The organism is Ochrobactrum sp. BTU2 (genome assembly GCF_024539785.1).
GTDB classification, from domain to species: domain Bacteria; phylum Pseudomonadota; class Alphaproteobacteria; order Rhizobiales; family Rhizobiaceae; genus Brucella; species Brucella anthropi.
Map to the genome: position 1 here is coordinate 898,416 of NZ_JAHWRG010000001.1, position 12,743 is coordinate 911,158.

Here is a 12,743-nt window from a genome sequence, read left to right on the forward strand (position 1 = left end):
CTTACCGCTCCTCTGTGAGTAGTGCCGGGTCAATCAACGTGACGTGTGGGATCGGAATGATGAACTTCGCGCCCCACTCGACCACGTGCTGCATCTGCCGGATGATCTCGTCCTTGAAGTTCCACGGCAGGATGAGGATGTAATCGGGCCGGTATTTGTCGATCGCCGACACATCGTAGATCGGAATGTGCATGCCTGGCGTGAAACGCCCGTGCTTGTACGGATTGCGATCGACCGTGAAATCCAGGAAATCCGTGCCAATGCCGCAATAGTTCAGAAGCGTATTGCCCTTGCCCGGCGCGCCATAACCGCAGATGCGCTTGCCGGCATTCTTGGCTGCGATCAGGAAGGACAGAAGATCGCGCTTGGTGCGCCGGGTCTTTTCGGCAAACTGCTCATAGGTCGAAATCTCGTTGAGGCCGAAACTCTCTTCGCGCTTCAGAAGCGCCGCCACACGCGGTCCTGCCTTCCGCTTGCTGCTGTTATGCGCAAGATACACCCGGAGCGACCCGCCATGGGTTGGCAGTTCCTCCACGTCGATGACCTTCAGGTGATGGCGGTGCGCCATGTACCGGATCGTCAGCAACGAGAAATACGAGAAATGCTCGTGATAGATCGTGTCGAACTGGTTTTGTTCGATAAGATTGGCGAGATGCGGAAACTCCAGCGTAATCACGCCTTCCGGCTTCAGCAACAGATGCAGACCACGCACAAAGTCATTGAGATCAGGGACTTGCGCCAGAACGTTGTTACCGATCAGGAGGTCGGCCTTGCGTCCTGTGCCAACCAGTTCGGCAGCGAGCGTCGAGCCAAAGAAATCCACACGCGTCGGCACGCCCTTTGCAATGGCCGTCTCGGCCACATTGGCCGCCGGTTCGATGCCGAGGATCGGAATGCCCTTCGGCAGGAAATGCTGCAGGAGATAACCATCATTGCTGGCGATCTCGACCACGAAGCTGTTTTCGTTCAGTCCCAGCCGCTCGGTTATCTCGTCGCAATAGGTCTTCGCATGGCTGACCCAGCTGGTGGCGAAAGACGAGAAATAGGCATATTCAGTGAAAATCTCGGCAGGCGAGAAATACTCCTTCAACTGCACCAGATAACAATGATCGCAGACAAGCGCGTAGAGCGGGTAGTAAGGCTCCATGCGGTCGAGGCGATCCGCCGTAATGAAGCTTTCGCAAGGCGGCGACATCCCAAGATCAACAAAGGTGTGTTTGAGTAGTTTACCGCACAGGCGACAGCCGGTCTGCTCTTGCGCCATGCTCGTGCTCCGCGAAATATCCGGCGTCTGGATGGTCATACGTCGTTCCTCGCCTCAACGAACCTTCGGACTGGTCCGTTACGGGTTGATGGGGTTGAACTCCGATCCACGTCGGATAATCAAAACTACTAAGCGGCCTAAAAATTGCCGAGACTGTCATCAGGGGCGAGCCGTACATACGATCGGGCGCAACATTCACCGGACGGACTACGAGGAGTAGGTACCCGATCTTCACCCTATGGCGACGTGGGCGTAGGCGCCTACCTCATTCGGACAGGTTGGCCTCGCCCGGAAGGCTATTTGGATGCATCGAAGAAACTTCTATCGCCCGATAATGCCGCTGTCAGAATGCGCATGTATGGAAATCGGAGCAAAACATGCGTTTCACTTCGCTCAACATCGATGGCGCCTGGTCTATCGAGCCGGAAAGGCTTGAAGACGAGCGCGGCTGGTTCGCGCGGGTCTATTGCGAAGCCGCCTTCGCGGAGCGACAGATGGAAACGCATTTTCCGCAGCACAGCCTGTCTTTCTCACGCGAAGAAGGAACATTGCGCGGCCTTCACTACCAGAACGAGCCACATTCGGAGACCAAACTCGTCACCTGCCTGCAGGGCGTCATCTGGGATGTTCTGGTCGATCTGCGCCCGCATTCACCGACCTACAGGCGCTGGGCCGGCGTGGAACTATCCGCCGAAAACGGCGTCCAGCTCTACATCCCCGAAGGCTGCGCACACGGCTTCCAGACCCTGACCTCTGACGTCCTCGTGCGCTACATGATCTCGAAGCCCTATGCACCTGATTATGCGACAGGCTTACGCTATGACGACCCGTCACTCGGCATACCATGGCCGAACAGGCCAAGCGTCATTTCCGACAAGGATCTGGCCTGGCCGCTGCTTTAGCTCTCCACCAACAAGCCTGCATCACGGAGCCGGTCTGCGGCATCGGCAAGGGTTGCGAATGGCAGTTTCGCACGTTCTGCCATATCGAGAATGGAGTGCTCGCCATCCGCCAGATTGAGCACCCACAGCAGTGCCATGGCGTTTTGCGCGGCGCGACTGTCTCCGCCCATGTTTCCATAAAGGCCACGCCGCCCGAGCTGCGGCTCCCCCTTTGGCGACGTGTTCAGCGGAAGCCAGTTTCGCTCAGCAATTTCAACAGCCTGCAAGACCATGTTGAGCGATTGCTCAAGATAGTCCGGTTTGATGAAATCGAGATTGTCGGCCGATGTGTGATATTCCGGAAAGGTGGCATAAAGACTGCGCTGGAACATACCGACTGGCAAGTTGAATCCCGGAGAACAGAACTGGCGCTCATCATAGCCATAGGGCCAGAAATCATGAAGCGTCGCATTGGTACAACCGGCAAGAACATGCCCCATGATCCGATCAATCTCCGCATCACCGCGACGGCTGCGCTTGTAATTCGGCCCGCCAGCATCGCCGACGCAGGACAGGACCAGCCCGTGCCGGACCAGCCCCAATTGCTCTTCATTCTGCTTTAGCCATGCAAGAGCGCCGAAAGTCGCCGGGCCGAAAAGCAGCCGGTAGGTCAGGCGCGTGCGCCGTGATTGCAACACTTCGCCAAGACGCGCCAGCAGCGCCAGCCCGGAGCAATTGTCATTGGCCAGCGACGGGTGGCAAAGATGTGCCGACAGGACGAACGTCTCGTCGGTTTCCCCCTGGTGAATGAACTCGCCGAAGGTCAGAAAACCGTCGCGGCGCTCCGCATCTATCACGACATCATAGTCGCCGTCCTGCATCGACAGAAACCCGTTATGCGTCATGCAGAAGCCCCATGCCTCCGCATGGTAACAGGTGCGATAGGGAATGAGGTCCGGCTGGTCGGGCAGTGTATGAATATGCTCCTTCAGCGCGTTGAGCGGCATTCGCGCCCGCACAGGCACGCTGAAATTCACCACATGAAGATTATGCCGGGCAAAGTCGACAATACGACTGCCGTTCATGTCCGCGATATAGGCCTCACGGATGATCCATTCCTGCGGCGCTTTCCAATCATAAAGCGGAGTGCCGGTTGGAACCTGATGAACCGTCAACAGCAGATGTTCCCCGATGATGGCAAGCGTTTCGCGCACGCCATCACCGGCGAGACTGCGGCAGACTGGATAGAGGCGGGCAGCAAGATCGTAGATGGCCATCCCGTTCGACAACGGCGGAATGGCAATTTCAATGCCCCTGTGCCCTGCCCCCGTATCCATCACGCCGTTGCCCGAAGCGGTTGCGGTTCATCGTCGGTGCGCCGCAGATCGGCATCCAAGACCCCTTCCGCAATCAGCTTGCGAATGTGCGCGATGCGCTGGAAGCGCGGGCCCTCAAACTCCTCAAGCGTCAGCGTCGAGCGGCTATAAGCGGCAAGCAGTTCGCGCGTCCCGGCAACGGCATCCCATTCCGGTTTTGCCTCTGGCAGCACCCGCGCCAGCTTTTCAAAACTGACGCGATAGGAACGTGTATCCGGTCCGGCATCATCCGCATATTCGATACGGCAATCGGGAACATTCTCGGCGACGATGCCCGCAATGTCGCGGATGCGGTAGTTATGCTCCGTCGAACCGACATTGAAAGCTTCGTTCCAGACTTTTTCGCGCGGTGCTTCCATAGCCGCCATGAAGGCGCGGGAAATATCGCGGATATGCACGATGGGTCGCCATGGCGTGCCATCGGATTTGAGATAGATCAGCCCCTTCGTCACCGCCCATGCCACGAGATTGTTGAGCACGATGTCGAAACGCAGGAAAGGCGAAACACCGTAAGCCGTTGCTGGACGCAGATAGACCGGGCAGAAGCTTGAATCTGCCAGTTCTCGGATCTCCTGTTCCGCCCGCACCTTGGACCGGCCATAGGCCGTTACCGGTTTCAATTCACCAGTTTCGTCGATCAAATCAGCATCGCTGATGCCGTAATTGCTGCAGGATGATGCAAACAGAAAACGCCCGACACCTGCCCGCTTGGCCGCTTTCGCCATGGCGACACTTGCCCGGTGATTGATGTCGTAGGTCAATTCCTCATTGAGATTACCCAGCGGATCATTGGAGAGCGCGGCTAGATGAATGACCGCGTCGAACCCTTCCAGATCGCGCGGCGACACATCGCGCACGTCCTTTCGGATGGTCGGCACGTTCATAACAGCACCGCCTTCTTCAAAGAGACAATGTTCGTAAAGGCCGATGTCATAGCCGGACACTTCATGCCCCGCATTCATGAGGACCGGTACCATGACCGATCCGATATAGCCCTGATTGCCCGTAACCAGTACTTTCATGTCCGACTCCTCAAGCTTTGATAAATGCATGTTAGCCAGAGAGGACAGGAGCGACGACTTGACCGAAGGCATGCCCGATTAGGACAAGCGTTTATGAAAAGCGTGAAAGGACGTATCGCCTACCTCTTTTGGATGGGTCGCAGACGCTCGTCGCTGCCGATCAGCAGAAGCCAATCGGTTCCGCCGCCGGAATTTTGCACCTGCTTCGGCGTGTAGGTGGCAATCGGCCCCTCCACCCTCGGTTGGCCTGCATCGGCAAACTTGCCGGAAACAGGGTCATACCAGACGGCCTTCCGGCCATCTTTCACGACATTTTTCTGTACCTTGAAATCGTTGGCGTCCCCATAAACCACCGACAAAGTGCCATCAGGCAGCGATACGGCATAGCTTTTCGCGCTGACCAGAACAGCTCCTTCGCCATCTGGTTTAAGTTGCGGCCAGGGCAGTTTGTCGAAGAGCCTCTTCAACGCCGTCATCGACTGTGCGCCGGGGCTGTCGAGCGCTTCCTGCCAACTGCGATCAGCAGTGAAAACACCCGGCCCGGTAAAATGCCAGATGGGATTATTGCCAAAGAACTGTCCGGCAGCACCGGCAAGCAAAGCACCATAGGCGTTGCGCCGGATCATCTGTGCGGTCGTCTCCCGCTCAAACTCATAGCCCCCCTCCAGCAGAATGACGGGCATTTCGTTCGGTTTGCGCCGCTCGGAAACCGTGGCATGCACATCGTCATAGGTATAAACTGTATCGAAACTCAGCCAGGACTGATCGGCCCAGAGTTCCGCCGTATTCGTCTTGCGGCCAGAGTGCACAGTCTGGAGGGCGTTTGGATCAACGCGCGCTATGCCCTCAGCCATTTGAGAGACAAGCCGCTGATCCGGCGCATTAAAATCACCGCCCAAGACCCAGACTATATTATGAAATTGCTTAAATCGTTGGGTGATCGTCTCGCCATAGACGCGCATTTTCTGTGGACCGGCAACCTCAGCCTTCGAGAACCAGCCCTGACTGTTACCGTTCACGCCCAGATAGGCGGGCGCCAGAAAAACAACTATACCCAATTGCTCCGCCCGCCCGATCACCCAAGCGGCGTGGTCAAAATATTTCGGGTTGAGATCGCCAAAGGCATCGCCCTTGAACGGTTTTTCACCATAGGCATTGGCGGGTGGATGACGGGAGAAATAGTGTTCGACAAGATTGACCAGAATGGCGTTGAAACCGCGCTTCCGGCGATCCTGCAGATAGATCTCGACATCCTCGCGCTTCAGTTCGGCGATCAGCGACCAGGCAGTATCGCCCTGCAACAAAAACGGTTTACCCGTAGCATCCTCGAAAATGCGCCGATCCTGGCTGATCTTGATCGGGAACGAAGCAGCTGCATCGGACGATCCTGCTGCCATTAACAGCAGGATCGTGGCGATCATGGCCGCTGCAAAACGTTTCATCGCATCGTCGACGGATAGGTCGGCGCTTCATTGAAGCGGCGATAGACCACCTGTGAAGGACGTCCGGTCAGATAAGAGCTTACACCGTCGTTCAACGCCCGGACGTAAACGTCGAGCGCACCGTCGATGGCATCCACCGTGCGCGCAATGTCGGTGTCGCTGTGCGTATAGCTCACCACCAGCGATGGCATCAGAACGCCGCGCCGGATCGTTTCCTGAAGAAACAAAGTACGAAATGCCTGCGACGGCTGCCCTTGCTCGTCGAGCGTTCCATAGGCAAGGCAGCACGGACGCCCGAACAGGCGAACATGGTTCTGCAGGCCGTGACTGGCAATCGTCGCATTCACGCCCTCTGCCAGTTTGGAACCTTGCTCATAGAGCCGTTCGATCACCGGTTCGTCGCGATAGATCGTCATCGTGGCAATCGCGGCTGCCATGGCATGGGTTTCAGCGCCATGGGTGGTCGAGAGCAGGAAAACGCGAGGATGGTCGGTCTGTGTCAGTCCACCCAGCTGCATATATTCCGCCTTGCCTGCCAGCGCCGATATTGCAAAACCGTTGCCCAGCGCCTTGCCGAAACAGGACAGGTCCGGCTCGACATCATAAAGCTTCTGCGCGCCGCGCATATGCCAGCGGAAGCCGGTAATCATCTCGTCCAGAATGAACAAGGCTCCGTTTTCATGGGCGATGCGCTTTGCTTCCTGCAGGAAGTTGTTTTGCGGTTCGTCAGCCTTTGCAGGTTCGAGGATAATGGCTGCAATACGCCCCGGATAATCCTCGAACAGGGCTTCAACGCTTGCAATATCGTTGTAACGGAAAGTTGCCGTCAAAGCCGAAACCGAAGCTGGAATGCCTGCATTCATCTTCGTCGTTCCAATGAACCAGTCATCGGTCGAGAAAAATGGATGATCGGCACAACAGGCAATCATGTCACGTCCGGTATAGGCACGCGCCAATCGCACCGCGCCGGAGGTCGCATCCGAACCGTCCTTGCAGAATTTCACCATCTCGGCGCTGTCGATCAGCTCCAGAAAACTTTCCGCGCATTCGACTTCGATGGCACTTGGGCGCGTAAAATTACATCCGTCCTGCAAGGCGTCGCGCACGGCGCGCACGACGGGCGGGTAGGCATGGCCAAGCCCGACCGCACGATTGCCCATGCCATATTCGATATATTCGTGGCCATCGACGTCGAAGACATGCGAACCGGACCCGCGCTGGATGAACCCGGGCGCGAGTACCGGATACTGGTCGTCACCCTTGGCATAGGTGTGACAGCCGCCCGGAATGAGCGCGTGCGCCTTGCTGGCGAGCAACTGAGAATTGCGGAACTGCGATGTGAAAAGGTTCATGCCCCTTCTCCTTTCTTATTCACAGATCATGCTGCCGACCATCTCGTATGCAGGCGCTCGCGCACCTGACGCAGCCAGTTCTTTACCGGTTTTGGCAAGCGACTGCGCAAACTGGAATGAAGTGCGTTCGGCATCGACCATTGCGAAAGCGCCAGTGGTGGCGCAATGGCTGGGCGATCCTCCGCGAGATGTTCGAGAAGACCGGCATAGGCTCGACCAGCAATATCGTTGTCGAAGACCGTTTCCACTTTCTGCTGGGCGGCGGCTGCCATGCCGGCAAGTAGCTCTCGGTCGCGTGCAAGCCGGTTGATATGACGCGCTGCCTGACGGAAATCGCCGACGGGAAACAAGAGCCCGTCCTCGCCATCGGTGACAATCGTATCGGTCACACCAGCGATCTTCGAGACGACCGCCGGGCATCCCTGGCTCATCGCTTCAATGAGCGTCAGGCCGAAACCTTCAAAGCGTGACGGCATGATCATGACGTTATGCTGGTTCACCAGCCAGGGAACATCGGCAGGCGCAACCCAGCCACTAAAACTCACCTTGTCGCCGAAAGGCGCAAGACGATGCCGGAGCTGTTCCAGATCGGGACCATTACCGGCGACCGTCAGGTGATAGGAGCAATCGAGCTCGCGCAGAATATTCGGCAGCCAGAAAATGCCCTTCGAGTTGTCTTCCATCCGCCCCAGATAAAGCAGGCGAAGCGGGCCGGACTCATCCGGCTTTTGAACATTGCGCGACAAGTGAATGTCCCGGTTCAGTCCATGCGGGATGACAAGCGTGCGCGACGCATCAAAACCATGCTGGCGCACGAGATCGTCACGGCAGCGTTTTGAAACGCCGACAGTTGCGTGAACATGATCGCGGATTGCCCGCGCCGCCGCGTAGGTGCCGGGTGTGATATTGTGCACGATCATGATGCGCAGAATATCGGCGGGCAGATAGCGCGCCAGATTGGTTTCGAAACGGTTCGCAAGAACATTGACGAAAACGGCGTCGAAATGGTTTTCGCGCAGGAAGCTGATCATATGCCTTGCGCGGGTTTCTTCATCCAGCACACCCATGCGGTCGATGGCATCGCCCTTGCGAAGCGCATCATCAAGCCCCTGCCCTGTCGGCACATTAACCGTATCGCCAGCAGCGCCTGCAGCAAGCCAGCGAAGCTCTATGCCCGACTGGGCAAGCGAGGCGCGCAGACGCGTGAAAACCGAATAGGTCCCGCCTATGTGAGGACGGACAAAGTAAGCACATTTCATGGCCAGAACCTTGTTGCCACAGAAACACCTCAGGGGAGACAAGACTTCGAGGGAACAACTCCCTCGAAGCCTTACTCCGGTATATCGGGGGGCAATGGATATACCGCTGGCCAGTGTATCGAAATTGCTCTGCCACGCATTTCGGCTATGAGGGGTACACCCCATCCTACAATAGAGTATGGTGTTCACCCTTCTGCCAGTTTTCCTGCAGGTCGGTCTGGCCTAAGCTTGTCGGCGCAGCGGGAGACACGCGCATGAGAATAGGACTTTTCGGGCAGTTTGGTTCCGGCAATACCGGCAATGACGGTTCGCTGGAAGCCATGTTGCAACTCTTGAAGCGTAACTGTCCCGACGCACAGCTTGTCTGCATCTGCTCCAAACCCGATATCGTTGCGCAGACATTCGATCTTTCAGCTCATCCGGTCTCCCAGCCCGATCCATCCAACTGGCTGCTCCGGGCAGTCAACAAAGCGATGCTGCATTTTCCCCGACGAACAGTCGGTTTCAGTTGCGCGCTTCTGCTTGCTTCTCAGCTCGATCTCATCATTGTGCCGGGTACAGGCATACTGGATGACTTCAACGAGAACCCCTTTGGCTGGCCTTTTGCAGTACTGCGTTGGTCGCTGGCGGCCAGACTGACCGGCACGCGCATGATCTTCGTGTCGATCGGCGCCGGACCGGTCGATCATCGATGGAGCCGGTTCTTCATCCGTCAGGCTGCAATGCTGGCGTCTTTTCGTTCCTATAGAGATCAAATCTCTCATGACTTCATGAAACAGCTGGGCGTAAAACCCGCTCAGGATTTCGTCAGTGCTGATATCGCCTTTGCATTGCCAACGGTTCCTGATCAAAATCGGGATAGGCCGGAACAATGTGTGGGCATCGGCGTGATGACTTATCGCGGGTGGAAAAAGATGGAGAAGGATGGCGATGCCATCTACAGGGACTATGTCTCCAAAGTAACGACACTGGTGACCAGGCTTCTGGCCAGCGGGCGTCAGGTGCGTCTGCTGATCGGAGACAAGGGCGACATAGAGGCGGCTCGCGATATACTGGAGCAGCTCGCTCCGGCGGAAGCGAACAAAGTCGCATTTGAACCATCCGCTTCCCTGCACGAACTCATGCAACAGATCGCCAAGACCGACGTCGTTATCGCAAGCCGCTACCATAACATCGTCTGCGCGCTGGCCATGGGACGCCCCACAATCTCCATGGCTTATGCGAGCAAAAACGACGCTTTGTTGCACGATACCGGACTGGCGGCATTCTGCCACCGGATTGACAATTTTGATCCTGAAACAATCCTCTCCCAGGTCGACTTTGCTTTCGAGCATCAAACGATTTTGACCACGCAGGTGAAAGCCGGTGTGGAGCGCTATCGCAGCCGGCTGGCACGACAGGAAGAGCTTCTTCACACCACATTTCTCGACAATGTCAGGAGTACAGCTGATCCAGCCATTCAGTCACTACGACCGAACTAGAATGTGTTTGGAAATGCCCTATCTTTTTGTATTTACACACACCTTGATCCGAAAATCGTTTCGGATTTCTCGGGATGCGTTCTAGGCGCCGCGTCCGCTTCGCCAGACGGAACGCTTCAACAGATAGTCGAAGGGTGGCATGACCGCGAGCAAGGGCTCACGCTTCAGCGCGAATGCCATCAGCGAACCCGCCACTTTCGGCCTCCGCGCCAGATTGGAGATCGCTGACCAATAAGCCCGTTTGGTAAGGCAATCCTGAACCATTGCAAACAGACGGTGTTGATGCGGCAAGTTGGCACCTTCATGATCGAAGAAGGACCGGAATCCTGCCTCGAACTCGCGGTTCCAGGACAGAATACCATTCACCGTCGCCGACCGGTTCTGGGGATGCGACCGCGCAAAAGCCTGTATCTGGCCGGTAGCGGCGACGGAACCGCGTGTGGCAATGCGAAGCCACATTTCGAGATCGTCAGTATGGGAAAGCGACGTGCGGTAATATCCCATCTGTTTCTGGATCGCAGTCCTCACAACCGCAGTCGGGCCTGTAACCGGGTTAAACGCATGCCGGCAGGCAAACTCAATGAATTCTTCCCCGGACCATATCCGCCACTCGTTCGAAGCGGGGGACGTGGCACCTGTCACACGAGCTTCACCATCGTCGGCTTTTATCCGGCCCGTCGCGCCATGCGCGAGATGAACGTCGTCGCGTTGCGACAGCATTCTTGTCGCCCTCTCCAGAGCCCCTCTCGCCAGCAGATCATCCGAACACAGGATCAGGAAATATTCCGATGCGGCCCAGTCTATGCCCTCGTTGAACGAAGCATGCGGCCCCAGGTTTTTCTGACGGAGCAGCAGCTGGACACGGCTATCGCCGGCCGCAAGGCTCTTGGCAACCTCGACGCTATTATCTGTCGAGGCATTGTCGATGATGAGCAGACGGACATTGACGCCTGATTGTTGCAAGACGCTGTTGGCGCAGGCGGAAAGATAGCGACCATAGTTGAAGTTGGGAATAACAACGTCGATTGTCGGCTGTTCCAATTTGCATTTGTCCATGACAGGCCGTCCTATTCTGCAGGGGTCGACGCCGATCGGGGCACAAGCCGCGCCCGAAGCTTTCCGAAAAGCCAGCTCAGCGATGGCTCGACCTCGGCAGCGAAGGGATGGCGCACCAGGAATAGCGCGCCCAGCCAACTCACCACCGCGATGAGGCCCATCACGACGCCTCTGGTCCAGGGGATTTCCAGCGAAAAACCATCAGCGGCAACCATTGCAAGCGGTATGGCCAGCGCAATCAGAGTCACAAGACCGCTTTTCAGCAATTCCCGACCAAGCACGGCATAGGAAAAGGCCACGTGCCTGCGCACGAAAACGATGGCTATGACCATCTGTATGGGCAAGCTGATGAACTGACCCAGCGCGACGGCAAGCAGCCCATAAAATGCAGCCGTGCCTATAACGGTGAGTGCGACCAGCCGCGAAATGAGGTTGGACAGGAAAGCTTCGCGATTTTCACCCAATGCCATCAGCAAGGGATAGGTCAGGATCGCAGGAAACCAGAAGAGGCAGGCAAGGCTGAGGATCGCCACTATGGGCACGCATTCAGTCCAGTCGGGGCCGAGAACGATGTGCACTGCCGGATAGGCGAGCAGCGCCAGCAATGCCTGTGCCGGCCAGTAGGCGACGGTAATATAGGACAAGGCGCGGATGTATGACTGGCTGATATCCGCTCCGGCACGAACTTGCGCCGAAAGCATCGGGAACGCCACGGTGAAGACGGCTGAAAGGATGATGCGATCCGGCAAACCACTCAAAGTGTCGGCACGGTTGTAAATGCCAACTGCCGATATGGGCATGAAACGCCCGAGTAGAAGCTGCGGAAGCGTCATGCAGATCTTGTTCAGACCGGCATTGCCTCCAAGATAAATCCCGAACCGCCAGGCCGTGTCGAAACTGGCCAATGACGGGCGGAACAGATTTTTCAAAGGGTGGATCGAGACAGCCAGCCCCGTTGTTATCAACGCGCTTGCCAGCAGTCCGAAGGCAAAACACATATGCCCGAAACCGCTGAAGGCCATGGCAATGGTTACCAATGCGCCCAGACCGGCCCCGGCAGTGCGGATGCGCGCCAATGTTCCGAAGGCCATGTCGCGCTTCAGCAATGCGACAATCGGTAAGGACAGGCTTTCGACCAGCGCGGCCACAATCGTGATGCTGAGAAAAAGCTTCAACTTCGGATCGTTATAGGATTCGGCGAAGTATCCGAGTGCAAAATACAGGATCAGCGACAGCAGAACCGTTACACCCATCAGAAAGGTAAGCGAAGTCCGGATGTCCTGATCGCGTACCTTATCGATCTTTATCAAAAATTCGGGACTGGCGAATTCGCGCAGCGAAAACACGACTGCCGTAAGGCTCAAGCCTATCACACCCATTCCGGTTTCGGCTGGCCCCAGAACACGTGACACCGCAGCCACCGTCACAAAGTTGAAGAGCAGCCCTGCATATTGTTCGAGCGCCGCCATGAGGAAACCCCTGCGACTGCCATTCATGATCCGCTCCAACAGGTATTCTCTGGCACCGCCAGCGTTTTCTGCATCATCGTTTCATCCCCCATTCATGACAGCGCGGGCAAAAGCGTCCGCAGGCGCATTTTTCCTATCCTC

General features: G+C 56.8%; 10 protein-coding genes. 2 read left to right on the forward strand and 8 right to left on the reverse strand.

Annotation, left to right across the window (positions count from 1 at the left end; all coding sequences use genetic code 11):
• Position 1: 1 nt before the first annotated feature.
• Positions 2 to 1,303 (reverse strand): class I SAM-dependent methyltransferase, encoded by a 1,302-nt coding sequence (locus KWJ32_RS04145; protein ID WP_040128362.1) that lies wholly within the window; start codon positions 1,301 to 1,303, stop codon positions 2 to 4.
• A gap of 338 nt (positions 1,304 to 1,641) precedes the next feature.
• Here KWJ32_RS04145 and rfbC point away from each other — a divergent pair, with 338 nt between their 5' ends.
• Positions 1,642 to 2,166: a dTDP-4-dehydrorhamnose 3,5-epimerase gene (gene rfbC / locus KWJ32_RS04150; protein ID WP_010658587.1), complete on the forward strand. Its 525-nt coding sequence runs from the start codon at positions 1,642 to 1,644 to the stop codon at positions 2,164 to 2,166.
• On the opposite strand, the gene KWJ32_RS04155 is transcribed toward rfbC, so the two are convergent.
• The 5 genes from KWJ32_RS04155 to KWJ32_RS04175 form a co-directional block, all read right to left on the reverse strand.
• Entirely contained in the window at positions 2,163 to 3,482 is a 1,320-nt protein-coding gene (locus tag KWJ32_RS04155; protein WP_151609614.1) for a DUF4910 domain-containing protein, read from the reverse strand. The genes rfbC and KWJ32_RS04155 overlap by 4 nt on opposite strands.
• The gene (locus tag KWJ32_RS04160; protein ID WP_151609544.1) at positions 3,482 to 4,543 is read right to left on the reverse strand and encodes an SDR family oxidoreductase; all 1,062 of its coding nucleotides are present in this window, start codon (positions 4,541 to 4,543) and stop codon (positions 3,482 to 3,484) included. The genes KWJ32_RS04155 and KWJ32_RS04160 overlap by 1 nt, the downstream gene beginning before the upstream one ends.
• A 119-nt stretch (positions 4,544 to 4,662) precedes the next feature.
• Entirely contained in the window at positions 4,663 to 5,985 is a 1,323-nt protein-coding gene (locus tag KWJ32_RS04165) for a DUF4038 domain-containing protein (protein ID WP_151609546.1), read from the reverse strand.
• A complete protein-coding gene (locus KWJ32_RS04170) occupies positions 5,982 to 7,337 on the reverse strand; it encodes a glutamate-1-semialdehyde 2,1-aminomutase (RefSeq protein ID WP_151609547.1) in 1,356 nt (451 codons plus the stop codon). The genes KWJ32_RS04165 and KWJ32_RS04170 overlap by 4 nt, the downstream gene beginning before the upstream one ends.
• A gap of 26 nt (positions 7,338 to 7,363) precedes the next feature.
• The gene (locus KWJ32_RS04175) at positions 7,364 to 8,596 is read right to left on the reverse strand and encodes a glycosyltransferase family 4 protein (protein ID WP_151609549.1); all 1,233 of its coding nucleotides are present in this window, start codon (positions 8,594 to 8,596) and stop codon (positions 7,364 to 7,366) included.
• A 254-nt stretch (positions 8,597 to 8,850) separates the two neighbouring features.
• Between KWJ32_RS04175 and KWJ32_RS04180 the strand changes: the two genes are divergently transcribed.
• Positions 8,851 to 10,077, forward strand: coding sequence for a polysaccharide pyruvyl transferase family protein (locus tag KWJ32_RS04180; RefSeq protein WP_012092812.1), 1,227 nt, complete (start codon positions 8,851 to 8,853; stop codon positions 10,075 to 10,077).
• A gap of 81 nt (positions 10,078 to 10,158) precedes the next feature.
• Here the strand turns inward: KWJ32_RS04180 and KWJ32_RS04185 are convergent, their stop codons facing one another.
• Both KWJ32_RS04185 and KWJ32_RS04190 read right to left on the reverse strand, forming a co-directional pair.
• On the reverse strand, positions 10,159 to 11,133 hold the full coding sequence (locus KWJ32_RS04185; RefSeq protein ID WP_012092811.1) for a glycosyltransferase family 2 protein: 975 nt from the start codon (positions 11,131 to 11,133) through the stop codon (positions 10,159 to 10,161).
• 11 nt (positions 11,134 to 11,144) lie between these two features.
• A complete protein-coding gene (locus KWJ32_RS04190; protein WP_029927703.1) occupies positions 11,145 to 12,629 on the reverse strand; it encodes an oligosaccharide flippase family protein in 1,485 nt (494 codons plus the stop codon).
• Positions 12,630 to 12,743: the final 114 nt, after the last annotated feature.

Excerpts from the sequence above, each read along its gene's own strand:
- KWJ32_RS04145 (WP_040128362.1), bottom strand. The coding sequence starts at position 1,303 with ATGACCATCCAGACGCCGGATATTTCGCGGAGCACGAGCATGGCGCAA.
- rfbC (WP_010658587.1), top strand. The coding sequence starts at position 1,642 with ATGCGTTTCACTTCGCTCAACATCGATGGCGCCTGGTCTATCGAGCCG.
- KWJ32_RS04155 (WP_151609614.1), bottom strand. The coding sequence starts at position 3,482 with ATGGATACGGGGGCAGGGCACAGGGGCATTGAAATTGCCATTCCGCCG.
- KWJ32_RS04160 (WP_151609544.1), bottom strand. The coding sequence starts at position 4,543 with ATGAAAGTACTGGTTACGGGCAATCAGGGCTATATCGGATCGGTCATG.
- KWJ32_RS04165 (WP_151609546.1), bottom strand. The coding sequence starts at position 5,985 with ATGAAACGTTTTGCAGCGGCCATGATCGCCACGATCCTGCTGTTAATG.
- KWJ32_RS04170 (WP_151609547.1), bottom strand. The coding sequence starts at position 7,337 with ATGAACCTTTTCACATCGCAGTTCCGCAATTCTCAGTTGCTCGCCAGC.
- KWJ32_RS04175 (WP_151609549.1), bottom strand. The coding sequence starts at position 8,596 with ATGAAATGTGCTTACTTTGTCCGTCCTCACATAGGCGGGACCTATTCG.
- KWJ32_RS04180 (WP_012092812.1), top strand. The coding sequence starts at position 8,851 with ATGAGAATAGGACTTTTCGGGCAGTTTGGTTCCGGCAATACCGGCAAT.
- KWJ32_RS04185 (WP_012092811.1), bottom strand. The coding sequence starts at position 11,133 with ATGGACAAATGCAAATTGGAACAGCCGACAATCGACGTTGTTATTCCC.
- KWJ32_RS04190 (WP_029927703.1), bottom strand. The coding sequence starts at position 12,629 with ATGAATGGCAGTCGCAGGGGTTTCCTCATGGCGGCGCTCGAACAATAT.